A 25831-nucleotide genomic window follows, 5' to 3' on the forward strand; every position below is an offset into this window, starting at 1 on the left:
GACTACGAATGATCAATCTGACCGAGCGGCTTGAACCGGTAATCGCCATTGCCGGCGCCAACGCCCACGACGTTGACGCGGCCGCCCGGTTCCCCGCCGAGGCCGTGGTGGCCCTGCGCGAATCCGGGTTACTCGGCCTGACCCTGCCGCCGGAATCCGGTGGCCTTGGCGGCGGCCCGCACGACCTGGTCGAAGTCCTGAGCGCCCTCGCCGGTGCCTGCGGTTCAACAGCCATGATCTACCTCATGCACATTAGCGCCGCGATGCCCGTGGCGGCCGCACCGCCGCCGGGTTCACCGGGCCTGGTGGCCGACATGGCGAGCGGCCGGGTCCTCGGATCGCTGGCATTTTCCGAAGCCGGGTCCCGGTCCCATTTCTGGGCCCCCGTCTCGCGGGCACGCCGGAACAGTGCCGGCATCGTCCTCGACGCGCGTAAGAGCTGGGTGACCTCGGCAGGATACGCCGATGTGTACATCGCCTCGACCCGGACGCCCGGCGCGGACACCGTGGACTTGTTCGCGGTCCCCGCCGATTGTCCCGGCGTCGAGGTGGCCGGCGCGTGGCGGGGCATGGGGCTGCGGGGCAATGCCTCGACGCCGATGCGTTTCGCGGCCGAAGTGCCCGAGGACACGCGGCTGGGCGGGGAAGGCGGCGGAATGGACCTGATGCTGCAGACTGTGCTGCCGTGGTTCAACCTTGGCAACGCATCCGTGTCGGTGGGGCTGGCACGCGCCGCCGTCGAAGCCGCAATCCGGCACACCAGCGCCGCCCGCCTCGAACACCTTGACGAAAGCTTGTCCGCGCTCCCGACCATCCGCGCCCGGCTGGCGAAAATGTCGATCGAACTGGCCGTCACAACGGCCTACCTGCATCAGACGGCGGGCCGGATTGCCGAGCCACAGGAGGACACGATGCTGCACGTGCTGGGCGTCAAGGCAGCGGCCAACGACGCGGCCCTCAGTATCACCGATGCCGCGATGCGCGTCTGCGGCGGTGCGGCGTTCTCCGAGCATCTTCAGATTGACCGTTACTTCCGCGATGCCAGGGCCGGCCACGTGATGGCCCCGACGGCCGATGTGCTGTACGACTTCTACGGGAGGGCGATTACCGGCCAGCCGCTGTTCGACAGTCCCTCCGCCGCGGTGAAGGAGCGGGCGTGAGCGCCCCAATGATGGTGGGCTCGGTGGCCTACACACCTACCGTGGTCACCGTCTGGGAGGGGATCCGGGACTATTTCGCCGGGACGCCGGCCGAGATGGATTTCGTGCTGTTCTCCAACTACGGACGCCAGGTGGACGCACTGCTGGAGGGCACCATCGACATCGCCTGGAACACCAACCTGGCGTGGGTGCGTACCGTCGCACAGACCCAGGGCGGGTGCCGCGCGTTGGCCATGCGGGACACTGACGCCGTCTTCCGGACCGTCTTCGTGACCCGTGCCGGTTCCGGCATGTCAGGGCTGGCGGACCTGCGAGGGCGGCGGCTGGCACTGGGCTCGCGGGACTCCGCCCAGGCTGCGATCCTGCCGGTCCATTTCCTAACCCAGGCCGGGCTCGGCGATGGAACGGTGGACCTGTTGCGCCTGGACAGCGATGTCGGAAAGCACGGAGACACGGGCCGCAGCGAACTGGATGCCCTGCGGGCGGTGTTGGATGACAGCGCCGACGCCGCCGCGATCGGCATCAACACCTGGGAGGCAATTGGACGCGACGAGTTGATGCCCGGCGCCTTCGAGGTGTTGTGGGCGTCGCCCGTTTACAGCCACTGCAACTTCACGGCGTTGCCCGCGCTCTCGGAGGAACGTGCCACGGCATGGGCCGGGCACCTGTTCGCGATGGACTGGGGCAACCCGTCACACCGTCCGATCCTGGAATTGGAAGGACTCCGCCGCTGGGTGGCCCCCCGGTTGGAAGGCTACGAGGTATTGTTCGACGCCGTCCAGGAGCAAAGGATCGGGTCCCGATGGTAAATCCCGTCGTCATACTGGAAATCCTGGAACGGATCGCCGCCGTGCCCGCCGGCTCCACCGTCACCGTACCCCTTGGCCCCGGCGGCCACGACGAGGCAACGCCCACTCTGTCTGCCTGGTGCGCACGGACCGGCAACGAACTCGTTGGCATCCGCGACGGTGCGGTCACCGTCCGGCGCGGTCGCGCCCCCGACCCGCTCGCGGGAGTGGAGGACGGGCGGCTGCCCGGGACCCGGCTGTGGATGTACACGAACTTCGATTGCAACCTGGCCTGCGACTACTGTTGCGCCAGATCCTCACCACAGACCGCCCGGCGCGCCCTCGGAATCGACCGCATCCGCCGGCTGGCGGCGGAGGCCGTTGAATCGGGCGTGAGCGAACTCATCCTGACCGGCGGTGAGCCATTCCTGCTGCCGGACCTCGACGAGCTCGTCGCCGTCTGCACGGCGGCGCTCCCGACCACGTTACTGACGAACGGGATGCTCTTCCGCGGGCACCGGCTCGAACGGCTGCGCCGGATGGACCGCACCAGGCTCACGCTGCAAATCAGCCTTGACTCCGCCACTCCGGAGGGTCACGATAGCCACCGCGGCAAAGGATCGTGGGAGCGCGCCGTCGCCGGGATCCGGATCGCCCAGGACGAGGGCTTCCGGGTGAAGGTCGCGGCGACGCTGCCCGCCGCCCAAACCCACGAACTCGAGCCGTTCCACGAGTTCCTCGACTCGCTCGGTATCGACCCCTTTGACCAGGTCATCCGGGCACTGGCCCACCGCGGCAACGCCGACGCCGGCATCGAGTTAACGGTTGAATCGTTGATCCCCGAAGTCACTGTGACCGCCGAGGGCGTCTATTGGCACCCGATCGGAGCCGACGACTCAGACCAGCTGGTCACTGCGGAGATCTTCCCCCTGGCCACGGCCATCGCCGAGGTCCGCCGGCGGTACGCAGACCAGCGGGCCCGCGCCTACGCCGCCAGCCAATGGTTTCCCTGCGCCTGAACGCCCCCGACACGAATCAGCAACTGACATCACCAGATGCTGACGCGCTCCGCCGGCGGCATCCACATGCCGTCCTGCTCCGCGGTGCCGAAGGCCTCGTGGAACGCGTCGAGGTTCTTGCTGATCTGGTTGGTGCGGAACTCGTTGGGGGAGTGCGGGTCTGTGGCGAGCCGGCGGATCGCTTCCTCGGTCCGCATGACCTGCCGCCAGCCCGCAGCCCAGGACGCAAAGAACCGCTGGGCCCCGGTGAAGCCGTCCAGCACGGGCGGATCCTGGCCGTCGAGGCTGATCAGGTACGCCTTGTAGGCGATCGTCAGGCCGCCCAGGTCGCCGATGTTCTCGCCCAGGGTCAGTTTTCCGTTGACGTTGTGGCCGGGAGCGGCGCCCGGGGAGAGCGCCTCGAACTGGGCCACGAGCTTCGAGGTCAGCGCCTCGAACGCGCTGCGGTCATCCTCGGTCCACCAGTTCCGGAGCAGTCCGCAGCCGTCGTACTGGGAGCCCTGGTCATCGAAGCCGTGGCCGATCTCGTGGCCGATCACCGCCCCGATGCCGCCGTAATTGACGGCATCGTCGGCCTCGGCGGTGAAGAACGGCGGCTGCAGGATGGCGGCCGGGAACACGATCTCGTTGAGCAGCGGGTGGTAGTAGGCGTTGACGGTCTGCGGCGTCATGAGCCACTTCTCGCGGTCCACGGGTTTACCCACTTCGTCCAAGTGGCGGTCGACGTCGGCGCTGTGGGCGCGCTCCACATTGCCCAGCAGGTCGGCCGGATCGATTTCTACCGCCGAGTAGTCAATCCACTTGTCCGGGTAGCCGATCTTGGCCCGGAAGGAGTCGAGCTTCTTGAGCGCCTCGTGCTTCGTTTCCTCGCCCATCCAGGCCAACCCGGTGATGGACTGCCGGTACGCCTCGATCAGGTTCGCGACGAGCGACTGCATGCGGGCCTTGTGGGCCTCCGGGAAGTGCCGGGCGACGTAGATCTGGCCGACAGCCTCGCCGAGTCCGGCCTCGACGACTGCGACGCCGCGCTTCCAGCGGTCCTTGTTGCGCGGCGTGCCGCTCAGGGTGGTCCCATAGAAGGCGAAGCTGGCGTCGACGAACGCGGATGACAGGAACGGAGCGGCGGCGCTGACGACCCGCAGCGCGAGCCATTCCTGCCAGCTGGCCAACGGCACCGTCTCCAGCAGGGAGGCCGCCCCGGCGAAAAAGTCCGGGGTGCTCACCACGAGTTCGGCGCGCTTGTCCGGCGCGATGCCGGCGGCATCGAACCAGTCCCCGAGCAGCGGGAAGAGCCGTGCAGCCTCTTCGGCCGACTTCAGGTTGTACGTCTTTTGCGGATCGCGCATGGTGACGTTGTCCCAGTGGTGTGACGCCAGGGCGGTTTCCAGCTCCACCACCCGGCCGGACGCAGCCTCCGGATCGGCGACGCCGGCCAGATCGAACATGGTTTTCACGTGCCCGCGGTAGGCCTGGACCATCGGCGCGAACTTCTCTTCGCGGTAGTAGGACTCGTCCGGCAGGCCCAGCCCGCCCTGGCCGGTGTACAGCAGGACCCGGTCGGGGTTGCCGGCGTCGGGAGCGGGATAGATGTAGAAGAGGCCGCCCACATCGGCGCGGAACAGGCGTCCGGCCAGCGCCACTAGGCCGGCGATGGACTCCGTGGCAAACACCTCGGCAAGCCGCTGCCGGATCGGGTCCAGGCCTTTGGCCTCCACCGTGGCCTCGTCCATGAAGCTGTTGTACAGCCCGCCGATCTTCCGCTCGATCCCGGCGGCTTCCCCGCCGCGGGCGGCGGCGTCCTCAATGATCTCCTTCACTGCAAGCTCCGAACCGTCACGCAGGGCCGTGAATGTGCCCTCCAGCGGCCGGTCATCCGGAATAGCCGTGTTCTTCAGCCAAGTGCCGTTGACGTGCAGGTACAGGTCGTCCTGCGGCCGTACGGTGGAGTCGATATCGGACAGGGCGATCCCCGAAAGTGGCACGGATGCTCCTTTGAGAGGCAGCCTGTCCGGGGTTGGCGCCGGTACAGAGTCTGCATGGTGGACGTTGTGGAGGTATGGCTCCTTCATCTTACGCACGCGTGTTACTGTGAAATGGTGCGCGCAGAACTGCTCCTTCTTAGCTGCCGCGGCGAGGCTTCAGACGCTATCTAGCGCAAGGCCCACCCTCGCTGCGGAGTTTGTGTTGCCCGGCCACCCTTTCACCAGGAATCACAGAAAAGGCCCCGATAGTAATGCGAAACGCACAGAAACCCTCAGGAATGCCGGTCCACCGCTACGTCCCTTTCCAGGACCTGATCACGGTCGAACTGCCGGACCGCACCTGGCCTGACAAGGTCATCACGAAGGCCCCCCGTTGGTGCGCGGTTGACCTGCGCGACGGTAACCAGGCCCTGATCGACCCCATGAGCCCCGCCCGCAAGATGAAGATGTTCGACCTGCTGGTCCGCATGGGCTACAAGGAGATCGAAGTCGGATTCCCGTCCGCCTCGCAGACCGACTTCGATTTTGTCCGGCAGCTGATCGAGGGCAACCACATCCCCGATGACGTCACCATCCAGGTGCTGACCCAGGCCCGCGAGCACCTGATCGAACGGACCTACGAGTCCCTGGTCGGTGCCAAGCAGGCCATCGTGCACCTGTACAACTCGACATCGGTCCTGCAGCGCCGGGTGGTCTTCAACCAGGACGAGGACGGCATCCTCGACATCGCCCTCCAGGGGGCCCGGCTGTGCAAGAAGTACGAGGAAACCCTCGCCGACACGCGCATCACCTATGAGTACTCGCCGGAATCCTTCACCGGGACCGAACTCGAATACGCCGTCCGCGTCTGCAACGCCATCGCCGACGTGTTTGAGGCGTCCGCCGACAGCCAGGTCATCATCAACCTGCCGGCCACCGTCGAAATGGCAACACCGAACGTCTACGCCGACTCCATCGAGTGGATGAGCCGCAACCTGCACCCGCGTGAGGGGATCATCCTGTCACTGCACCCGCACAATGACCGCGGCACCGGCGTCGCGGCCGCCGAACTGGGCTACCTGGCCGGGGCCGACCGGATCGAAGGCTGCCTCTTCGGCAACGGCGAACGGACCGGCAACGTGGACCTGGTGACGCTGGGCCTGAACATGTTCGTCCAGGGCATCGACCCGATGATCGATTTCTCCGACATCGACGACATCCGCCGCACCGTGGAGTACTGCAACCAGCTGCCGGTGGCCGAGCGCGCCCCCTACGGCGGCGACCTCGTCTTCACGGCCTTCTCCGGCTCGCACCAGGACGCGATCAAGAAGGGCCTGGAAGCCCTCGAGAAGGATGCCGCCGCCGCCGGCAAGGAGGTCGCCGACTTCGCCTGGCAGGTCCCGTACCTGCCGGTCGATCCGAAGGACCTCGGCCGCAGCTATGAAGCCGTGATCCGGGTCAACTCCCAGTCCGGCAAGGGCGGCGTGGCCTATCTGTTGAAGAATGAGCACAATCTGGACCTGCCGCGCCGCGCCCAGATCGAATTCTCCGGTGTCATCCAGAAGCAGACGGACACCGTCGGCGGCGAGGTCAGCGGCGCCCAGCTGTGGCAGGTCTTCCAGGACGAATACCTGCCCTCCGCGGCTGCCGACACGCAGTGGGGACGCTACGCTCTCGGCTCGTTCAGCACCGAGACGGACGAGGACGGCACCATGGCCCTGCACGCTTCGTTGAAGGTGGACGGCACCCCGGTCCGCCGGACGGGCACCGGCAACGGACCGATCGCGGCCCTGCTGAGTATCCTGCGCGAAGACGGCGTCGACGTCCGCGTGCTGGACTACACCGAGCATGCGCTGTCCGAAGGCGGCAGCGCCCTCGCCGCAGCCTACGTCGAGTGCGCTGTGGGGGAGCGCGTGCTGTGGGGCGTCGGGATCGACGCCAACACGAGCACGTCCTCGCTCAAGGCCGTCATCTCGGCCGTGAACCGGGCCATCCGGGACGCCCGCGCCTAGGCTGTTCTACACGGTTCTGCACGCCGTTCCACCCTGCGCCGCCGGATCCGTCCGGCGGCGCAGTGCGTGCCCGCGCTGCGATTGGTGCCGTGTTTGGCGAAAGACCGTTGTGACCTAAAGCAGTCACTGCCGAAAGTGGGCGGTTACCGAAGGCAGTCATTGCCGAAAGCAGCCATTGCCGAAAGTCGGCGGGTACCAAAATAGAGTGCGAAGATTAACCGTGGCCCAACCATCTTCCTTTGCAGCCCGCGCCTACCGCGATGACGCCGTCGTGCTGCGTACCCACAAGCTGGGCGAGGCGGACCGCATCATCACCCTGCTGACCAAGCACCACGGCCAGATCCGCGCCGTGGCCAAGGGGGTCCGCCGCACCAGCAGCCGCTTCGGTGCCCGGCTCGAGCCCTTCATGGTGGCGGACCTGCAGCTGATTTCCGGCCGCAGCCTGGACATCGTCACCCAGGCCGTCGCGAAGGGCGCGTATGGCAGCAACATCGCCGCGGACTACGGCCGTTACACGGTGGCCGCCGCGATGACCGAGACGGCGGAAAAGCTCACCGACGTCGACGGCGAATCCGGCACCGCCCAGTACAACCTGCTGGTGGGTGCCCTGGCCTCGCTGAGCCGCGGCGACCACACCCCTGAACTGATCCTGGATTCGTACCTGCTGCGCGCCCTGTCCACCGGCGGCTGGGCGCCGAGCTTCACCGGCTGCGCACGGTGCGGCGCCCCCGGGCCGCACAATGCGTTCTCCGCACCGCTCGGCGGCATGGTCTGCGCCGAGTGCCGGCCGCCGGGTTCCCCGGCTCCCGCCGCGGAGACTGTCCTGCTGCTCGGCGCTCTGCTGACCGGGGACTGGACGACGGCGGACGCATCCCTGCCGCTGCACCGCCGTGAAGCCGCCGGCCTGGTGGCGGGCTACCTGCAATGGCATCTGGAACGTGTCCTGAAATCCCTCAAACATGTGGAGCGAAGTTAACTGTGGTGTTGGGCAGGAGCGCCGGAAAGAACGCGGCGAAGAAGAACGGACCGGTCCGGCCGCGGAGCACCCCGGTGGTGGCGCCGTACCCGCACCCCTCGGGCGCGGCGCCTCCCGCCATCCCGGCGGAATTCATCCCGCGGCACGTCGCGATCGTGATGGACGGCAACGGCCGCTGGGCGAACCAGCGTGGGCTGCCGCGGATCGAAGGCCACAAGGCGGGGGAACCGGCCCTGCTGGACGTGATGGCGGGGGCCATCGAGCTCGGCATCGAACATGTCAGCGTCTACGCCTTCTCCACCGAAAACTGGCGCCGTTCCCCGGAGGAAGTCCGCTTCCTGATGGGATTTAACAAGGACGTGCTACGCCGGCAGCGGAACCAGCTGGATGCATGGGGCGTCCGGATCCGCTGGTCCGGCAGGCGTCCGAGGCTCTGGGGCTCGGTGATCCGGGAGCTTGAGGAGGCGGAGGACTACACCCGCGGCAACAGCACCTGCACTTTGAACATGTGTGTTAACTACGGCGGCCGTGCCGAGATCGCCGACGCCGTTTCCGCCATTGCCGAGGAGGTCGCCGCCGGACGACTCAGGCCGGGAGCCATTACCGAGAAGACCATCCAGAAGTACCTCGACGAGCCCGACCTCCCGGACGTCGACCTGTTCCTGCGCAGCTCCGGCGAACAGCGGCTGTCCAACTTCATGCTCTGGCAGTCGGCCTACGCCGAGTTCGTCTTCCTGGACACGCTCTGGCCCGACGTGGACCGGCGCACGCTGTGGGACGCCGTCGAGATCTACGCCCAGCGGGACCGCCGCTACGGCGGAGCAGTCGATGCCGCGGCCCCGGCGGCGGGCGGCCCGGGCGGCCCCGGCGCCTAACGACGTGGTCGGCCCGGGACGGGAGCCCGGTCGGCACCTTAATGACCGGGTCGGCACCTTAATGACAGGAACAGAACGCAGCCCGCGGTGCGATCATTCCGCCCGGCCGTCGTCCAGGACGTAGGCCTGGATCCACCGGCCCAGCCGGGCGTACGCATCCTTGCGGACGCGTGGCGCGGAGAGGAACACATCGTGCAGCGCCCCGTCGATCCGCTCCAGCGTCACGGTGCGGCCCAGGCCAAGCGCGCGGAGGGCGATCATGTTGACATCCAGGACCGCATCGGTGCTCCGCATGGACTCTTTCCAGAACATCCCGTTGGCGCTGGCACCGGAGATCAAAACCAGGATGGGGATCTCGATCTTCAGGCCTCGTGCCACCCGGGCCTGGCCGGCGAGCACGGCGCTGAGCCAGCCGGCGCGGACGGGAAAAGCATGAGGAGGCCGGTATTTGTCATCCAGGCTCCACTCGCCCTCGGCCGCGCTGCTGATGCTGCGCCAATAGAATGCCCGCTCGGGGAGCCGGATCACGGACTCCGGCCGGAACCTGGCAAGCGGGCCCACCATGGTCCGGGTCGCACGCCGGACGGCAGGGCTGCCATGCATCTCCAGCCACGGGCTGTCCAGGATCAACTGCGAAGCCAGTCCCGGGTGACGGTTCGCCCAGAGCGCGGCAATCAGGCCGCCGGTCGAGTGCCCCATCAGCGTCACGGACGGCGGGTCCGCGCCCTCGGGCTGGAGCGATCCGATGATGCCGATCGCCGCGGTGATCTCGGCGTCGTAGTCCGCGAGGTCGGCGACATAGCCGCCAGGGGCGTCCGGGCGCAGGCTCCGTCCGTGGTTGTGCATATCGAGCGCGAAAAACTGGAAGCCTTTGCCGGTCCAGAATTCAGCGAGCTCCTCGTTGAAGAAGTAGTCGCTCCAGCCATGCAGGAACAGCACAGCCCGTGCAGGACGGCGGCCCGGTTGCAGCGGCTCCGTTATCTGCTGTCCGGCCTGCTTTGGACCGGCCTGCCGGGGCTGGCCGGGCCGGGTCTGGCCGGCGCAGGGTTCGACGGCGCAGCGGGGGACGTGCCGCACGAGCGTGGCGGTCCGTTCGACGCCGTCCGCGCCTGCCGTCTGGAAGGTGCAGGCCTCGAAATCGTCTCCGAGGATGTCCGCTTGCCAGTCATGGTTGCTGGTCATGGCTTCATGCTAGCGCCCGGAAGCGTGCTGGTTTGGTCTGGACCGCCGGAACCGGAAAACTAGAGCCATGCGCGTATATCCGACATTCTTCCGGCTGGCCTTCTCATGGATGGACGCCGAACGCGCCCACAAAATCGGGTTCCGGGCCATACGCCTCGTCCACAGCTGCGGAGCCGGGCGGGTGCTGCAGAAGTTCACCGCCCCGGCATCGTCCCTGCGGACCCAGGCGTTCGGCCTGACCTTCCCCTCGCCGTTCGGGCTGGCCGCCGGCTTCGACAAGGAAGGCCACGGCATCGAGGCCCTCACCGAGCTCGGCTTCGGCCACATTGAAGTCGGCACCATCACCGGCCAGCCCCAGCCCGGCAACCCCGCTCCGCGGCTCTTCCGCCTCGTCGAGGACAGGGCGGTGATCAACCGGATGGGCTTCAACAACGACGGCGCCGCCGCGGTGGCGCCCCGCCTGAAGTCCGCCCGGGCCGCCCTGCAGCGCCGCCATCCCGGCACCCGCCCGGTGATCGGTGTCAACATCGGCAAGAGCAAGGCCATGGAGCTGGAGGATGCGGTGGCCGACTACCTCGTCAGCGCCCGCAGCCTCGCGCCCGCCGCGGACTACCTCGTGGTCAACGTCAGTTCCCCGAACACCCCCGGCCTCCGCCTGCTGCAGGATGTGGAGACGCTGCGCCCGCTGCTGACGGCGGTGGGGGAGGAGGCGGACAAGGCGGCCGGCCGCCACGTGCCGCTGCTCGTCAAGATCGCGCCGGACCTCAGCAACGAGGACATCGACGACGTCGCCCAGCTGGCGCTGGACCTGAACCTGGACGGCATCATCGCCACCAACACGACCATCGCCCGCACCGGGCTGGCCTCGAGCCCCGACAAGGTCGGGGCCTGCGGCGCCGGCGGACTCTCCGGGGCGCCGCTGAAGACGCGTTCGCTCGAAGTGCTGGCACGGCTCAAGGCAGCAACCGGCGGGGCGCTGACCCTGGTCTCGGTCGGCGGCGTCGAAACGGCGCAGGACGTCCAGCAGCGGCTCGACGCCGGGGCCACCCTCGTCCAGGGTTACACGGCCTTCCTCTACGAAGGTCCTTTCTGGGCCGCCCACATCAACCGGCTGCTTGCAAAGCATCCGTCCCGGCGCTAGGCGCCTGGCACGTCGTGGTCCGGAGTCCGGACATGAAGAAGCCCCGGCAGTCCGGCTGCCGGGGCTTCTTGTTGAGGAATATCAGGCGGGGAACTCGCCGCGCTTGACCTGGGGCTTGGGCAGCCGCAGGCGGCGGAACTGCAGGGAGCGCATGGAGCCGTACCAGACCGTGCCGCGTTCGACCTCGCCGAACTTCTCGGACAGCCGCTTCTTGAGCTTCCTGGAGAGGATGAAGACGTCCACGAAGACCGCCAGGAACATCACCCAAAAACCGCCCAGGACGTAGATCATCTGCTCGCTGGACGCGGGCACGAGGAGTGAGACGACAACGAACACGAGGGCACCGAACATGAGGTACTCGCCGAGGCTGAAGCGCGCGTCCACGTAGTCGCGGGCAAAACGCTTCTGCGGGCCCTTGTCCCGCAGCGGCAGGAACTTTTCGTCGCCGGTGTCCATTGCCTGCCGCATCTTGAGCCGCTGGTCCTGGATGGCCGCGCGTTCGGCGGCCTTGGATGCCTTTCGGTCCTCAGGCACGAGCGGCCGCTTCCGGGCGGCCACCTGCGCGCTGCGCTTGGGCGTGGGTGCGCCCTTGCCAATGGCGGCGTCCCGGGCTGTTGCCGCGGCCGCCTGCTGGTCAACTATCTGCTGCGCCGAAGGCGCTTCCTTTTTACGTCCAAACACCCCTACAGAATACCCCGCGGTTGCAGGCGCGAGACCCAGCCCACACGCCCCTGAACGGCTGAGGCGCAGTTTATGGTGATCCTCGGCACCGGTAGTGTTTCCGCCATGACTTCATCACCCGCGGGGAACCCGCAAACCGCCATCGGCCCGCTCGGAAACTTCGACGCCGAGGCCCTCCGTCAGGCCGTCACGGAATCGTTCGAGGCCACGATCACCCAACTGAAGGAACTCGTTGCCATCCCGGGCATCGCGTGGCCCGGTTTTGATCCGGCCCCGCTGAACGCCAGCGCCGACGCTGTCGCCGCTCTGGTCCGGGCGGCCGGCTTCGACGACGTCCGGATCCTGCGCTGCGACAAGGAGGACGGCACCCCCGGCGGCCCCGCGGTCGTCGCCCGCCGTCCTGCCGCCGAGGGCAAGCCGACCATCCTGCTGTACGCGCACCACGATGTACAGCCCACGGGCGATCTGGCGCTGTGGGAAACGGAGCCGTTCATCGCCGTCGAACGCGAGGGCCGGCTGTACGGCCGGGGCGCGGCGGACGACAAGGCCGGGATCCTGGCCCACATCGCGGCCTACTCGGCCGTGACCCGGGTACTGGGTGACGATCTGGGCCTGGGCGTGACGTTCTTCTTTGAAGGCGAGGAGGAAGCCGGCTCCCCGACGTTCCGGTCCTTCCTTGAGACCCACCGCGAACTGCTGCGGGCCGACGCGATCGTCGTGGCCGACTCCAGCAACTGGAAGGTGGGTATCCCCGCCCTCACCACGAGCCTGCGTGGACTTGTGGACGGCACTATCGAGGTCAAGGTCCTGGACCACGCGGTCCACTCCGGTATGTTCGGCGGCCCCGTGCTGGACGCCCCGACCCTGCTCGCCCGCCTGATCGCCACCCTGCACGACGCCGACGGGACCGTCGCGGTCGCCGGCCTGGTCAGCCGCGACGACGTCACCGTGGACCTTACCGAAGCCGAATACCGTGCCGACGCCTCCGTGCTCGACGGCGTTAGGCTTGCCGGTACCGGCAGTATCGCCTCCCGGATGTGGACCAAACCCGCCCTGTCCATCATCGGCTTCGATGCGCCCGCGGTGGACATCGCCTCCAACACCCTGTTGCCGCGGGCCCGCGCCAAGTTCAGCCTCCGGCTCGCCCCCGGCCAGGATCCTGCGGAAGCCATGGACGCCGTACGGAAGCACGTTGAGGCCAACGCGCCTTTCGGCGCCCACGTGGTTTTCACCCCGGGGGAGAGCGGCAACGCCTTCCTGACGGACACCTCCTCCAAGGCTGCCAGCGTCGCCATGTGGGCTCTTGGCGAGGCCTGGGGCGTACCGGCGGTCGAAATGGGGATCGGTGGCTCCATTCCCTTTATCGCGGACCTGACCGAGCTCTTCCCGGACGTGCAGATCCTGGTCACCGGTGTGGAGGATCCCGACTCACGCGCCCACAGCGCCAACGAATCCCTCCACCTCGGAGACTTCCGGAACGCGGTCATCGCCGAAGCGTTCATGCTGGCCCGACTGAATGAGGAGGGACTGGCCTGACCGGCCCGCCCTCTCAGCCCTCACGGGGAACATCCATCCAGCCCCGACGGTTACGTCAGGAGTTAGAGCTACACGTCTGACCGACGTAGCATGTAGCTATAGCCCGTACCGTTTCAGTTAGGGGCGGGCACCGCGCACGCGGAGCCGCCACCACCGTCGTAAGAAGGTAGGCCATGAGCACTACAACCAATGAAAACAGCGCCGACACCACCGCTATTGCGGGACAGGAACTGGCCGCCCACGAGGTCAAGCTGACCGACGTTGCCGCCGGCAAGGTCCGCAGCCTGCTCGAGCAGGAAGGCCGCACCGATCTGCGCCTCCGCGTTGCCGTGCAGCCGGGCGGTTGCTCCGGCCTGATCTACCAGCTCTACTTCGACGAGCGGCTCCTGGACGGAGACGCCGTCCGTGACTATGACGGCGTCGAAGTTGTCGTGGACAAAATGAGCGTCCCCTACCTCAGCGGGGCCAGCATCGACTTCGAGGACACCATCTCCAAGCAGGGCTTCACGATCGACAACCCGAATGCCGGCGGCTCCTGCGCCTGCGGTGATTCCTTCCACTAAGGCCGGCAATCTGCCCGGCCTTAATGCCGCCGCAATGGTGGTGGGCCGGGCCGGCAAAAACGGTCCCGACGCACGGCGCGTGCATGTGGGCGAAAACTCCTGGGGAGCGGTAAGCTCTACACCGAGTAGTAAAACTTTTAGTGTGCCCGGGACGCCATCGGCGGACGGGCGACAGCAACAAGTAGGAAGGGCCGTCTGTGAGTTCGCAGAACCGAACCGGCAGCCGACGCAAACAGATCACTACGATCACTGGCTTGGCACTAGCCGGCGCGTTGGCTTTGACTGGATGTTCACCAGAGGTACAGAAAGGGTGGTTGCCCACCGAGCGTGGCACCACCAATCACACTGACCGCATCATGGACCTCTGGGTCAACTCATGGATTGCCGCGCTGGTCGTCGGCATCATTACCTGGGGTTTGATGATCTGGTGCATCGTCGCTTACCGGCGGCGCAAGGGCACCGTAGGGTTCCCCCGCCAGACCAGCTTCAACCTGCCGCTTGAGGTCTTCTATCTGACGATCCCGCTGTTCATGGTCCTGGTGTTCTTCTACTTCACCGACCGCGACCAGCAGGCGATCGACAACCGCGCCCAGCCCGCCGACGTCGTAGTGGACGTCCGCGGCAAGCAGTGGGCGTGGGACTTCAACTACAAAAAGGGCGACGTCATCACCGGAGACGTCCACGAGGCCGGCGTCCAGGCGCACCTCACGGGCAACGATGTGGACAAGGAAAAGCTGCCCACGCTGTACCTTCCGGTGAACAAGTCGGTTGACCTCGAGCTCAACGCACGCGATGTCATCCACTCCTTCTGGGTTCCTGCCTTCCTGCAGAAGCGGGACATCATCCCCGGCAAGACCAACTACATCAGGTTCACCCCCACCAAGGAGGGGACCTACGACGGCAAGTGCGCCGAACTCTGTGGCGAATACCACTCCGAAATGCTGTTCCGCGTCAAGGTTGTCTCCGAGTCGGAGTTCAATGGGCATCTGGTCAAGCTGCGCCAGGACGGCAACACCGGCCTGCTCGGTGACGAGTACGACCGCAACCCGGCCCCGGCCGAAACCAAGTAAGGGGAGCGACGTGGCAACCACCTATTCTCAGCCCACCGGGATCCTTGGTGCTCCCGTGGTACCGAAGTCCAAGGGGCGCATCGTCGTCAACTGGATCACTTCCACCGACCACAAGACCATCGGGTACATGTACCTGATTGCGTCCTTCGTGTTCTTCTGCTTCGGCGGTGTCATGGCACTGCTGATCCGCGCCGAGCTGTTCGAGCCCGGCATGCAGATCCTGCAGACCAAGGAGCAGTACAACCAGCTTTTCACCATGCACGGCACCGTCATGCTGCTCATGTTCGCAACGCCGCTGTTCGCCGGCTTCACCAACGTGATCATGCCGCTGCAGATCGGCGCACCGGACGTCGCCTTCCCGCGGCTGAACGCGCTGGCCTTCTGGTTCTTCCTCTTCGGCTCCACCATCGCCGTCTCCGGCTTCATCACCCCTCAGGGTGCGGCGTCGTTCGGCTGGACCGCCTACGCGCCACTGTCCAACACGACCTTCAGCCCCGGCGTGGGCGGTGACCTCTGGACCTTCGGCCTCGCGCTCTCCGGTTTCGGCACCATCCTCGGCGCGGTCAACTTCATCACCACGATCATCTGCATGCGTGCCCCGGGCATGACCATGTGGCGGATGCCGATCTTCACCTGGAACGCGCTGGTGACGTCCATTCTGGTCCTGATGGCGTTCCCGCCGTTTGCCGCCGCCCTCTTCGCCCTCGGCGCGGACCGCCGCTTCGGCGCGCACATCTTCGACCCCGAAAACGGCGGCGCCGTCCTGTGGCAGCACCTTTTCTGGTTCTTCGGCCACCCCGAGGTCTACATCATCGCCCTGCCGTTCTTCGGCATCGTGTCCGAGATCTTCCCGGTCTTCAGCCGCAAGCCGATCTTCGGCTACAAGGGCCTCGTCTACGCAACCATCGCCATTGCCGCGCTGTCTGTGACCGTATGGGCGCACCACATGTACGTGACCGGTTCGGTCCTGCTGCCGTTCTTCTCCTTCATGACCATGCTCATTGCCGTTCCTACCGGTGTGAAGTTCTTCAACTGGATCGGTACGCTGTGGGGGGGTTCAATCACGTTCGAAACCCCGATGCTGTGGAGCATCGGCTTCCTGGCGACGTTCCTCTTCGGCGGCCTGACCGGCATCATCCTGGCCTCCCCGCCTCTGGACTTCCACGTATCGGACTCCTACTTCGTGGTCGCCCACTTCCACTACGTCGTGTTCGGCACCGTGGTGTTCGCGATGTTCGCAGGCTTCTACTTCTGGTGGCCCAAATGGACCGGCAAGATGCTCAACGAGCGCCTCGGCAAGATCCACTTCTGGATGCTGTTCCTGGGCTTCCACGCCACGTTCCTGATCCAGCACTGGCTCGGCGTCAGCGGCATGCCCCGCCGCTACGCGGACTACATGCCGCAGGACAACTTCACCTGGATGAACCAGTTCTCCACCTACGGTTCATTCCTCCTGGGCGCTTCGCTGATCCCGTTCTTCTGGAACGTCTACATCACCTGGCGCAGCAACGAACGAGTGGAAGTCGATGACCCGTGGGGCTTCGGCGCCTCGCTCGAGTGGGCTACGTCCTGCCCGCCGCCGCGCCACAACTTCACGTCCCTGCCCCGGATCCGTTCGGAGCGTCCTGCGCTGGATCTGCACCATCCGGAGCTTGCCCAGTCGCACACCGTTGAGTCACCGGCACCGGCAGCAGCCGTGCTCGGCAACGCCGATCAGAAGGACGCTGCCCAGTGAAGATCGAATCATGGATTTTTGGAGCCGGAGCCTTCTTCTTCGTACCGGTCTCCCTGATTTACGGCTTTCTGACGCACTGGTCTGAATGGGTTGGAATCCTCGGTGTGTTGCTTGTCGGCGGCCTCGCCGGCATGATCGGCGCGTACCTCGGCTTCACCGGCAAACGTGTCGGGATGCGCCCCGAAGACCGCAGCGACGCCGAGATCCACGAGGGCGCCGGCGAACAGGGTCACTTCAGCCCGTGGAGCTGGTGGCCGATGGTCCTGGGCCTGTCCTGCGCCACCGGCTTCCTCGGCTTGGCCTTGGGGTTTTGGCTCGTGTTCATCGCCGGAGGCATGGCAGTCGTGGCCCTGATCGGCTGGGTCTACGAGTACAGCCGCGGTGACCACGCGCACTAACGCCGTGTAGGCACTGCCGCGAACAACGACGGCGGGCCCCACCTTTTGGTGGGGCCCGCCGTCGTTTGCGTTCACGTCGTTTGCGTTCAGCGGGGGACTCTGCCGGGCCGGTGGGGGACCGGCAGCCTGGTCGAGGGGCATGGAGCGTCCCGCAGGCGCTCAGCGCGCCTGTGCAGACTCGAGCAGGAGCCGCAAGCCCTCCAAGGCATCCTCGGCCTCGGCGAGGCTGTAACGGGCAGGGATCGCTTCCGCGGCAACGGCGAGTTCGACTTCGCAGCCGCAGGAGAAATCCTCGGTCATGACCTCCAGCAGTGAGCGGGCATCCACGCCCGGCTTGCCGCTCTTGCTGATCGTGACCGGAAGCCCCGTTTCCGTCACGGCCCGGACAAACACTGCCGCCGGCCGGGCGTGCAGGCCAATGGCCGCCTGGACGATTGCCTTTCGTACTGGCAACGGGACTCCTTCGTTTCTGGCGGGTGTGATTTAAGCCTAGCCGGGGGTGCCGCAGCGGGCGAACCGGGAGTGCGGTGGTCTAGACCTGCTACCGGCGTGGCCTACGCTTAATGCATGTACGAACGCACCAGACGGCTGAGCCATGGGATCTAACGCATCGGCCATGGCCGGTGAGATTGACCGTCACAGCGGCTCCCCGATCTATGTCCAGCTCCGGGAAATCCTCCGGGCCCACATCGCGAAGGCGTGTCCGCCCGGCTCGGCGTTGCCGTCGGAGCGCGACCTCGCCGAACGCTTCGGGCTGGCCCGGATGACGGTGCGCCAGGCCATCGATGCCCTCGTGGGGGAAGAGGTCATTGAGCGCGTCGTGGGCCTGGGTACCTTTGTCCGAAAGCCCAAGCTGGACCTGCAGGTCAAGCTGACCTCCTACAGCGAGGAAATGCAGCGCCGCGGCATGGTCCCGGCGGCCAGGGTGCTCAGCTTTGAACAGATCGGGGCCAGCGCCTTCCTGGCCCGCGAACTGCAGCTGGAGGAGGGGACGCCGCTGGTACGGTTCCGCCGCCTGCTGCTGGCCGACAACGAGCCGATGAGCGTCGACGAGAACTTCATCCCGGCACACCGGGTTCCCGGCCTGCTCGACGGCGAACCGCCCACCTCGCTCTACAACGTCCTGAGCGAGCGCTACGGCCTCGTGATGGAGTGGGGCGAGGACATGATCGAGGCAACCGCGGCCTCACCGTCCACGGCAAGGCTGCTGAATGTCGAAGTGGGTTCACCGCTGCTGAAGATCCAGCGCCACGCCTTTGTGGCACGGGCCATGGTGGACTACTCGGTGTCCTACTACCGGGCCGACCGCTACAAGCTCTGGGTGCCCCTGCAGCGGCCCGGGGTCCGGCCGACGCGCAACTACGCCTCGGGGTACCGCCCCTAAAGGTGCAACGCGGGGTCGCGTCGCGCCCATGCCGGTAGGGACCATGGGCCGGAAGTGACTAAGCGTTGCTGTTTGCGGGGTGCTGTTTTGGGGTACAGGAAAGGCCCGGTCCTGGCGGGCCGGGCCTTTCTGCGTCATGCCGTGGATCTAGTGGCTGAGGGTCTTCTGCGACTCCGCCGCTTCGATTGCCTCGGGACCGCCGTGGTGGCCATGGGCCGCCTCGAGCTCAGCTGGGGTGGCCGGGGCAACCCGGTCCTCGAAGAACCACTGGGAGAGCTTCGCACGGCGCTTCTCCTTGCCGTCGACGACGCCGTGGGCGTTCGGCACAGCGGGGAGCGGAGACGGAGACTCGAAACCGACCAGCTTGTACCGCTTGTACTCGTCCAGCGGGGCGTGAACCTCGATGAACTCACCGTGCGGCAGCCGGACGATGCGGCCGGTTTCGCGGCCGTGAAGGGCGATCTCGCGGTCCTTGCGCTGCAGGGCCAGGGCGATGCGCTTCGTTACCGCGAACGCGATGACCGGGCCGAGGAAGAACAGCGCGCGAAGCCAGTAGGTGACATCGTTCAGGGCGACATGGAAGTGCGTGGCGATGAGGTCCGAGCCGGCGGCTGCCCACATGACGCAGTACCAGGTGAAGCCGGCTGCACCTATTGCAGTGCGCGTGGGAGCGTTCCGGGGACGGTCCAACACGTGGTGCTCGCGGTTGTCTTTGGTGATCCAGCGCTCGAGCCACGGGTACATGAACAGCACGGTGAAGATGATGCCGGCCGGGACAAGCGCGGGCAGCAGCACGTTCAGCGTCAGCACATGGCCAAAGATCACGTACTCGAAGTGGAAGTTGCCGATCACACCGGGCATCAGGCGCAGGGCACCGTCCACGAAGCCGATGTACCAGTCAGGCTGGGTGCCTGCGGACACGGGGGAGGGGTCGTAAGGCCCGTAGTTCCAGATCGGGTTGATGGTGAAGAAGCCCGCCATGAGGGCAATGACACCGAACACGATAAAGAAGAAGCCGCCGGCCTTCGCCGCGTAGACCGGGCCCAGGGGGTAGCCGACGACGTTGCCGTCATTGCGTCCCGGGCCGGGGTACTGGGTGTGCTTGTGCACCACCACCATGAACAGGTGGAGCACGATCATCAGCAGGATGAGCGCCGGAACCAGCAGGATGTGAAGCATGTAGAGGCGGCCGATGATGGCGGTTCCGGGGAACTCTCCGCCGAAGAGGAAGAAGGAGATGTACGTTCCAATGACCGGAATGGCCTTGATGACACCGTCGATGATGCGCAGGCCGTTGCCCGACAGCAGGTCATCGGGAAGGGAGTAGCCGGTGAATCCTTCAGCCATGGCCAGGATCAGCAGGACGCCGCCGACTACCCAGTTCATTTCGCGGGGTTTGCGGAAGGCGCCGGTGAAGAAGACGCGGAGCATGTGAACACCGATGGACGCCACGAAGAGCAGAGCTGCCCAGTGGTGGACCTGGCGCATGAACAGCCCGCCACGGACATCAAAGGAGATGTTCAGCGATGAGCTGAACGCGGCAGACATTTCGACGTTGTTCAGCGGCGTGTAGGAGCCCGCATAGTGAGTCTCCACCATTGACGGATCGAAGAAGAAGGTGAGGAAGGTACCTGTCAGGAGCAGGATGACGAAGGAGTAGAGCGCTACTTCGCCGAACATGAATGACCAATGGTCCGGGAAGACCTTGCGGCCAAATTCACGAAGGATTCCGGATCCGCCAACGCGCTCGTCAACGAAGTCGGTGATGCGGCCGCCCTTGGTCTTGGCGACGAAGGTGGGGGCATTAGGCGTTGTTGTTGCGCTCATGCTCATCACGCTCCCAGTAGCTAGGTCCAACAGGTTCATGGAAGTCGCTGGTAGCGACCAGGTAGCCCTCGGCGTCGACCGCGATCGGCAGCTGGGGGAGAGGGCGGCTGGCCGGGCCGAAGATAACCTTGCATTCCTGGGTCAGGTCGAAGGTTGACTGGTGGCACGGGCACAGCAGGTGGTGGGTCTGCTGCTCGTACAGGGCAACAGGGCAACCGACGTGGGTGCAGATCTTGGAGTAGGCGACGATCCCGTTGTAGCTCCAGTCCTCGCGGCCCGCGGAGGGCTTGAGGGACTCGGGGTTCAAGCGCATGAGCAGAACGACGGCCTTGGCCTTCTCGTTCAGTTTGCCTTCATGCAGCTCGTTCAGGCCCTCCGGGATCACATGGAAGGCGGAGCCGATGGTGACATCCGAGGCCTTGATGGGGGTGCCGTCAGGATCGCGGGTAAGCCGCTTGAGCTTGCCCTCCTGAGGCGCCCACATGGTGTGTGCCAGCTTGTCGTCAGGACGGGGACCGAGATCGCCGAAGACGGCCAGCGCCGGCAGCGGAGCCAGCGCGACGGCGCCGAGGAGGGTGTTGCGGATCAGCGGGCGGCGCTTGATTCCGGTTTCCTCCACGATGTCGTCGACAATGCGGACGGCAGCCAGGCGGTCTTCCTCGGTGCGGATCGCATGGCGCTCTTCCGAGACTTCATGGTCCGGCATGAGGGCCTTCGCCCAGTGGACGATCCCGGTGCCGATGCCCAGCATCGCGAAGGCGGTGCCGATGCCCAGCAGCGCGTTCTGCAGCCGGATGGTGGCGATCGAGGAGTCATCTCCCAGATCGATGGCGAAGTACGCCACCAGGAATATCAGGGTGCCAACGACCGAGCTCCCAAAAAGAAGGGCTACCTGCCGTTCTGCTCGCTTGGCGGCCCTCGGGTCCGTGTCAGCCAGGCGCAAACGATGCGGGGGAATTCCAGGATCCTGGAACTTCTCCACCTCATTCTGACCAGCCGTAGCTACGGTGCCCGAGTGGCTCGGACTGCCGTCACTATGGTTGCCCATAATTCGCCTCATCCTTCTCTCGTTCCGGCAAGTGCCGGGTTAGCTTTCAATTCAAACTGCTGACGCGTCAGCAGAAAATTCTTACAGGTGCTACAGGTCCGGCTAGGACGTCCGGGACGTCAGCCAGATGGTGAAGGCGATGATGACGCCCAGGCCGGCGATCCAGACGAACAGGCCTTCCGAAACCGGACCGATTGCGCCAAGGTCGGCGCCACCGGGTGAACCGTTGGCCTCAATCTGCTTCAGGAAGGTGATGATGTCGCGCTTGCCCTCGGGGGACACATTGGCGTCATTGAAGACCGGCATGTTCTGCGGGCCGGAGACCATCGCTTCGTAGATGTGCTTGCCGGAGACGTCCGCCAGGGCCGGGGCGAACTTGCCGCGGGTCAGTGCACCGCCGGCTGCGGCAGCGTTGTGGCACATGGCGCAGTTCACCCGGAACAGCTCGCCACCCTTGGCGGCGTCGCCCTTTTCATCGAGGAGACCCTCCTCGGGGATGGACGGGCCGGGGCCGAGGGAGGCAACGTACGCAGCCAGCTGGCGGGTCTGCTCGTCGTTGAACTGGGCGGGCTTCTTGTAGGCCTGCGGGCCGTTCATCTGCATGGGCATACGGCCGGTGCCAACCTGGAAGTCAACGGCGGCAGCGCCGACGCCGACGAGCGACGGTCCGGCCTGCGACCCGCTGGCACCCATGCCGTGGCAGGTGGCGCAGTTGGCGGCGAACAGTTTGCCGCCTTCTTCTGCGTCGCTTGCGCTGAAGCTTGTGGTGTCGGCCTTGGCCTGATTGACGGTGGTGGCAACGGCGTACAGCCCACCAGTGACCAGGAGGCCCAACAGCAGCAGTGCAATTGCTGCCAGTGGGTGACGTCGCTTCTGCGAGAGTGCCTTCACGTGGTGGTTCCTTTATTCGATCCTGCGTTGGCTCGGGGAGCCACTTCTAGAAATTCTGCCTCTTGTAGACCAAGATTTTGTATAAAAACAGTCAAGTCGCGGCTACTGGAGGACGTAGATGACCAGGAAGAGGCCGATCCACACGACGTCGACGAAGTGCCAGTAGTACGAGGTGACGATCGCGGACGTTGCCTCAAAGTGGCCGAACTTCTTCGCTGCGAAGGAGCGGCCGATGATGAGCAGGAAGGCAACCAGGCCGCCGATGACGTGCAGGCCGTGGAAGCCTGTGGTCATGTAGAAAGCCGAACCGTAGGCGTTGGACGAGAGGGAGACATGCTCGGAAACGAGCATGGCGTACTCGGTCGCCTGGCCGGCAACGAAGAAGGCACCCATGATGAAGGTCAGGGTGAACCATTGGTTCATTCCCCAGCGGGTGAAGCTGAGGGGTCCGCCGCTTCGGCGCGGCTGGAGCCGCTCAGCGGCGAAGACGCCCATCTGGCAAGTAAAGGAACTTGCCACGAGGACGATCGTGTTAACGAGCGCAAAGGGGAAGTTGAGCTTGGCTGTCTCCTCGGCCCACATCTGTCCGGAAGTCGAACGGAGCGTGAAGTACATGGCAAAGAGACCGGCGAAGAACATCAACTCACTGGACAGCCAGACTACGGTTCCTACGGAAACCATATTCGGGCGATTCAGCGTCGGGTGCGCCGGGGTACTGGGGGCATGGGTCGCAGATGTCACATAGACATTATGTCTATAAAAGTCCGTCCTGCCCAACGCAAACCGCGTTTTCGGAGGACTTTTTCTACAAAGACGCGAATTCGCGCGGAAAAGTTCCCGGCCCGTTCACATTGGTCATTGCAGTACGCACCTCGATAGCATCAGCAGGTGACTTCTCAGGCATCCGCACAGGCGGCAGGCAACACCTGGCCGCGGCTCATCGGCGCACTCATAGACGGCGCTGACCTCACGACCGGCAGCACGCAGTGGGCGATGAACTCGATCATGTCCGGGGAGGCCACGCCGGCGCAGGTAGCGGGATTCCTCGTTGCGCTGCGGTCCAAAGGGGAGACCGTGGATGAGCTGGCCGGGCTCGTTGAGGCGATGATCTCCAACGCCAACCCGATCGACATTGCCGGCGAGAAGCTGGACATCGTCGGTACCGGCGGGGACCAGCAGGACACTGTCAACATCTCGACCATGGCTGCCCTGATCGCCGCCGGCGCCGGTGCGAAGGTGGTCAAGCACGGCAACCGCGCGGCGTCCTCGACGTCGGGGTCCGCCGATGTCCTGGAAGCCCTCGGCGTCCGCCTGGACCTGCCGATTCCGCGCGTTGCGCTCAACGCCGACGAGGCCGGAATCACCTTCTGCTTTGCCCAGGTGTTCCATCCCTCGATGCGGCATGCCGCCGTCGCCCGCCGGGAACTCGGCGTGCCGACGGCCTTCAACTTCCTCGGCCCCATGATCAATCCCGCACACGTCCAGGCCTCGGCCGTCGGCGTCGCCAATGAGCGGATGGCGCCCCTCGTGGCCGGAGTGCTGGCCAAGCGCGGCAGCCGCGGACTGGTGTTCCGCGGCAGCGACGGGCTGGACGAACTGACCACCACCGGCCCTTCCCACGTCTGGGAAATCCGGAGCGGCGGGGTTACTGAGGTGATGTTCGATCCGCGTGAGCTGGGCATCCGTCAGGCGACGCTGGAAGAGCTGCGCGGCGGTGACGCAGCGGCCAATGCCGCCGTCGTCCGTGCTGTCCTGTCAGGAGCCCCGGGGCCGGCCCGCGACGCCGCGCTGCTGAACGCTGCCGCCGGTCTGGTGGCGTTCGACCTCGACGCCGTGGGCCCGCTCAAGGACCGGATGGCCGCGGCGCTGAAGCGGGCCGAGGAGTCCATCGTGTCCGGTGCGGCGGCCGCCGTGCTGGACAGGTGGGTCGCCCTCTCGCAGAGCTGACGTTAACGCGCCGGGACCCGCAGGCCGGGCGCGGGGCTGTGGCCGCGGCTACTGTTCGAAGCCGAGGGCGAACGCCGCGTCGAGGTCGTGCTGGGAGTAGGCGCGGAAGGCGATCTGGGTGGTGGTGTGCACAACCCCGGGAACCTTGGACAGCTTGTCCGCGATGGCGTCGGCGAGGTCCTCATGCTTCGGCACCCTGGCGATGGCAATGAGATCCCATTCACCGGTCACGGAATAGACCTCGCTGATGCCTTGGATGGCGGAAATTTCTTCCGCGGTTTCCGGGATGCGGGAAGCGTCTGTCTTGATCAGGACGAAAGCGGTGACCACATCTGTTCCTTTCCGGATCTGTTGCGCCGTTGCGGGCCGGCCCGTGCGGACCCTGCCATATCCCTGCAAGCCTAGTACATCAGCCCTGCCGGCGGCGTGCCCGCAACCGGCGTACCCCTGCTGCCAGAAGCCGGTATCCCAGCAGGAAAACACCCAGGGCGAGCAGGGCCACGATCACAAACGGCAGGACCACCGTCTGGCCGGTGAGGGCGCGCAACAGCATGCCCACGGCCACAGTGCCGAGCCAGATGCCGACGCCGGCCGGCCACACCGCCAGGGGCGCGCGCCAGACGCGCAGCGCCGCCCAGCTTGCGGCGGCACCGGCGAGGAACGGCCAGGCCGTGGCAAGGACCCCCGTGATGATCCCGCCGCGTTGGTGCGCGTCCCGGCCGATGGCGGCAAAGAGGAGGATCAGCGCCACGTCGGCCACAGCGGCCAGCACGGCCGCCCGTTTGACGCTTGAGTTCCTGGCGGCGGGACGGGGGAGCGGGGGAGTTGGCGACGTCATGGTTCAACCCTAGCCGGGCAGGGAGGGTTGAATCGATCAGCTCTTCGTCGTCGCAATCTTCGCGGCAAAAACCAGGAGGGGCGGCGTCCGGATGGGGCAACCGTTGTGCCGTTAATCCGGCAGGTCTAGGCTCGGGCTCAAACCCGCATCGCCGCCGGACACCGCCTCGCGGCACGGGCAGAACGGAAGAAGTGTGCAGTGAGCGAAAAAATCACCACCTGCCTCTGGTTCGACAACCAGGCCGAGGAAGCCGCCGAGTTCTACGCTTCCGTCTTTGAGGGCGGCAAGGTCCTTGACGTGGCACGCTACGGCGAAGGTGGTCCGGGACCGGCTGGCCAGGCGATAACCGTGCGCTTCGAGATCGAGGGCCGCACGTTCACGGCACTGAACGGAGGACCGGCCTTCACCTTCAGCGAGGCTGTGTCATTCGTCGTCGATTGTTCCTCGCAGGAGGAAGTGGACCGCTACTGGGCGGAGCTGAGCCAGGGCGGCTCCGAAAGCCAATGCGGCTGGCTCAAGGACAAGTACGGGGTCTCGTGGCAGGTCATACCGTCTGAGCTGGTTCAGCTCATCGGGGGCCCCGATCCGGAGGGCTCCCAACGGGCAATGCAGGCCATGCTCGCGATGGGGAAACTTGACATCGCCGCGCTGCAGAAGGCCTACGACGGGCGCTGAGCCGCGGGTGGACCGGGACTTCCGGGGTTCCCACGGCCGGAGATTGGCAGCGCATCTTGCTGTCCGCGCCCCTCAGGGTGTCAAATCCTTTAGAGGGGCCCCACCCCGCAGACGCTGGATACAA

Annotated in this window: 25 protein-coding genes; 15 read left to right on the plus strand and 10 right to left on the minus strand. The window is 66.0% G+C overall.

Annotated elements, in window-relative coordinates:
• The first annotated feature begins 8 nt into the window (after positions 1–8).
• From fadE16 to ACVWZ8_RS17925, 3 genes are read left to right on the plus strand one after another with little or no spacing between them, the layout of a single operon-like run.
• Positions 9–1160 (plus strand): Rv1679 family acyl-CoA dehydrogenase, encoded by a 1152-nt coding sequence (fadE16, locus tag ACVWZ8_RS17915; protein ID WP_456505376.1) that lies wholly within the window; start codon positions 9–11, stop codon positions 1158–1160.
• The gene (locus ACVWZ8_RS17920; protein WP_456504270.1) at positions 1157–1969 is read left to right on the plus strand and encodes an Rv1680 family SBP-like protein; all 813 of its coding nucleotides are present in this window, start codon (positions 1157–1159) and stop codon (positions 1967–1969) included. The genes fadE16 and ACVWZ8_RS17920 overlap by 4 nt, the downstream gene beginning before the upstream one ends.
• A complete protein-coding gene (locus ACVWZ8_RS17925; RefSeq protein WP_456505377.1) occupies positions 1963–2967 on the plus strand; it encodes an Rv1681 family radical SAM protein in 1005 nt (334 codons plus the stop codon). Before ACVWZ8_RS17920 ends, ACVWZ8_RS17925 begins: the two co-directional genes overlap by 7 nt.
• Positions 2968–2996: 29 nt before the next feature.
• Here the strand turns inward: ACVWZ8_RS17925 and ACVWZ8_RS17930 are convergent, their stop codons facing one another.
• Positions 2997–4949: a M13 family metallopeptidase gene (locus ACVWZ8_RS17930; RefSeq protein WP_456505378.1), complete on the minus strand. Its 1953-nt coding sequence runs from the start codon at positions 4947–4949 to the stop codon at positions 2997–2999.
• 251 nt (positions 4950–5200) lie between these two features.
• On the opposite strand from ACVWZ8_RS17930, the gene leuA reads away from it, so the two are divergent.
• From leuA to ACVWZ8_RS17945, 3 genes are all read left to right on the plus strand, one after another.
• On the plus strand, positions 5201–6940 hold the full coding sequence (gene leuA, locus ACVWZ8_RS17935; protein WP_456505379.1) for a 2-isopropylmalate synthase: 1740 nt from the start codon (positions 5201–5203) through the stop codon (positions 6938–6940).
• A 220-nt stretch (positions 6941–7160) separates the two neighbouring features.
• Entirely contained in the window at positions 7161–7916 is a 756-nt protein-coding gene (gene recO, locus ACVWZ8_RS17940) for a DNA repair protein RecO (protein ID WP_426978034.1), read from the plus strand.
• Positions 7917–7924: 8 nt separating this feature from the next.
• Positions 7925–8791, plus strand: coding sequence for an isoprenyl transferase (locus ACVWZ8_RS17945; RefSeq protein ID WP_456505380.1), 867 nt, complete (start codon positions 7925–7927; stop codon positions 8789–8791).
• A gap of 93 nt (positions 8792–8884) precedes the next feature.
• Here ACVWZ8_RS17945 and ACVWZ8_RS17950 read toward each other — a convergent pair whose 3' ends face one another.
• Positions 8885–9973 carry an alpha/beta hydrolase gene (locus ACVWZ8_RS17950; RefSeq protein WP_456505381.1) on the minus strand — a complete coding sequence of 363 codons (1089 nt, stop codon included), beginning with the start codon at positions 9971–9973 and terminating at the stop codon, positions 8885–8887.
• A 67-nt stretch (positions 9974–10040) separates the two neighbouring features.
• On the opposite strand from ACVWZ8_RS17950, the gene ACVWZ8_RS17955 reads away from it, so the two are divergent.
• Positions 10041–11114, plus strand: a complete 1074-nt coding sequence (locus tag ACVWZ8_RS17955) for a quinone-dependent dihydroorotate dehydrogenase (RefSeq protein ID WP_456505382.1) — start codon at positions 10041–10043, stop codon at positions 11112–11114.
• An 81-nt stretch (positions 11115–11195) separates the two neighbouring features.
• On the opposite strand, the gene ACVWZ8_RS17960 is transcribed toward ACVWZ8_RS17955, so the two are convergent.
• Positions 11196–11795 carry a DUF3043 domain-containing protein gene (locus tag ACVWZ8_RS17960; RefSeq protein WP_426978031.1) on the minus strand — a complete coding sequence of 200 codons (600 nt, stop codon included), beginning with the start codon at positions 11793–11795 and terminating at the stop codon, positions 11196–11198.
• 105 nt (positions 11796–11900) lie between these two features.
• Here ACVWZ8_RS17960 and ACVWZ8_RS17965 point away from each other — a divergent pair, with 105 nt between their 5' ends.
• From ACVWZ8_RS17965 to ACVWZ8_RS17985, 5 genes are all read left to right on the plus strand, one after another.
• On the plus strand, positions 11901–13331 hold the full coding sequence (locus tag ACVWZ8_RS17965) for a M20/M25/M40 family metallo-hydrolase (protein ID WP_456505383.1): 1431 nt from the start codon (positions 11901–11903) through the stop codon (positions 13329–13331).
• A gap of 173 nt (positions 13332–13504) precedes the next feature.
• Positions 13505–13894, plus strand: coding sequence for a HesB/IscA family protein (locus ACVWZ8_RS17970; RefSeq protein ID WP_354241172.1), 390 nt, complete (start codon positions 13505–13507; stop codon positions 13892–13894).
• A gap of 197 nt (positions 13895–14091) precedes the next feature.
• Positions 14092–14964 (plus strand): aa3-type cytochrome oxidase subunit II, encoded by an 873-nt coding sequence (gene ctaC, locus ACVWZ8_RS17975; RefSeq protein WP_426978029.1) that lies wholly within the window; start codon positions 14092–14094, stop codon positions 14962–14964.
• A gap of 10 nt (positions 14965–14974) precedes the next feature.
• Complete coding sequence (gene ctaD, locus ACVWZ8_RS17980; protein WP_426978028.1) at positions 14975–16699, plus strand: aa3-type cytochrome oxidase subunit I; 1725 nt, start codon at positions 14975–14977, stop codon at positions 16697–16699.
• On the plus strand, positions 16696–17097 hold the full coding sequence (locus ACVWZ8_RS17985) for a cytochrome c oxidase subunit 4 (protein ID WP_426978026.1): 402 nt from the start codon (positions 16696–16698) through the stop codon (positions 17095–17097). The genes ctaD and ACVWZ8_RS17985 overlap by 4 nt, the downstream gene beginning before the upstream one ends.
• Positions 17098–17256: 159 nt before the next feature.
• Here ACVWZ8_RS17985 and ACVWZ8_RS17990 read toward each other — a convergent pair whose 3' ends face one another.
• Positions 17257–17550 carry an HPr family phosphocarrier protein gene (locus ACVWZ8_RS17990; protein ID WP_456505384.1) on the minus strand — a complete coding sequence of 98 codons (294 nt, stop codon included), beginning with the start codon at positions 17548–17550 and terminating at the stop codon, positions 17257–17259.
• A 142-nt stretch (positions 17551–17692) separates the two neighbouring features.
• Here ACVWZ8_RS17990 and ACVWZ8_RS17995 point away from each other — a divergent pair, with 142 nt between their 5' ends.
• Positions 17693–18481, plus strand: a complete 789-nt coding sequence (locus tag ACVWZ8_RS17995; protein ID WP_426978024.1) for a GntR family transcriptional regulator — start codon at positions 17693–17695, stop codon at positions 18479–18481.
• A 147-nt stretch (positions 18482–18628) separates the two neighbouring features.
• Here ACVWZ8_RS17995 and qcrB read toward each other — a convergent pair whose 3' ends face one another.
• The 4 genes from qcrB to ctaE all read right to left on the minus strand — a co-directional run bounded on the left by qcrB (position 18629) and on the right by ctaE (position 22988).
• Positions 18629–20308 (minus strand): cytochrome bc1 complex cytochrome b subunit, encoded by a 1680-nt coding sequence (gene qcrB, locus ACVWZ8_RS18000; protein ID WP_456505385.1) that lies wholly within the window; start codon positions 20306–20308, stop codon positions 18629–18631.
• On the minus strand, positions 20286–21356 hold the full coding sequence (gene qcrA, locus ACVWZ8_RS18005) for a cytochrome bc1 complex Rieske iron-sulfur subunit (protein WP_426978021.1): 1071 nt from the start codon (positions 21354–21356) through the stop codon (positions 20286–20288). The genes qcrB and qcrA overlap by 23 nt, the downstream gene beginning before the upstream one ends.
• Before the next feature lie 102 nt (positions 21357–21458).
• Positions 21459–22247 carry a cytochrome bc1 complex diheme cytochrome c subunit gene (gene qcrC / locus ACVWZ8_RS18010; protein WP_456505386.1) on the minus strand — a complete coding sequence of 263 codons (789 nt, stop codon included), beginning with the start codon at positions 22245–22247 and terminating at the stop codon, positions 21459–21461.
• A 102-nt stretch (positions 22248–22349) separates the two neighbouring features.
• Positions 22350–22988, minus strand: a complete 639-nt coding sequence (gene ctaE, locus ACVWZ8_RS18015; RefSeq protein ID WP_456505387.1) for an aa3-type cytochrome oxidase subunit III — start codon at positions 22986–22988, stop codon at positions 22350–22352.
• 147 nt (positions 22989–23135) lie between these two features.
• Between ctaE and trpD the strand changes: the two genes are divergently transcribed.
• Entirely contained in the window at positions 23136–24194 is a 1059-nt protein-coding gene (gene trpD / locus ACVWZ8_RS18020; protein ID WP_426978016.1) for an anthranilate phosphoribosyltransferase, read from the plus strand.
• A gap of 48 nt (positions 24195–24242) precedes the next feature.
• Here trpD and ACVWZ8_RS18025 read toward each other — a convergent pair whose 3' ends face one another.
• The gene (locus ACVWZ8_RS18025) at positions 24243–24524 is read right to left on the minus strand and encodes an Lrp/AsnC family transcriptional regulator (RefSeq protein WP_144670379.1); all 282 of its coding nucleotides are present in this window, start codon (positions 24522–24524) and stop codon (positions 24243–24245) included.
• 79 nt (positions 24525–24603) lie between these two features.
• On the minus strand, positions 24604–25032 hold the full coding sequence (locus ACVWZ8_RS18030; RefSeq protein WP_456505388.1) for a DUF3054 domain-containing protein: 429 nt from the start codon (positions 25030–25032) through the stop codon (positions 24604–24606).
• 198 nt (positions 25033–25230) lie between these two features.
• On the opposite strand from ACVWZ8_RS18030, the gene ACVWZ8_RS18035 reads away from it, so the two are divergent.
• A complete protein-coding gene (locus ACVWZ8_RS18035; protein WP_456505389.1) occupies positions 25231–25707 on the plus strand; it encodes a VOC family protein in 477 nt (158 codons plus the stop codon).
• The last annotated feature ends 124 nt before the right edge of the window (positions 25708–25831 follow it).

The sequence above is a fragment of the Arthrobacter sp. UYCu723 genome, assembly GCF_054059215.1.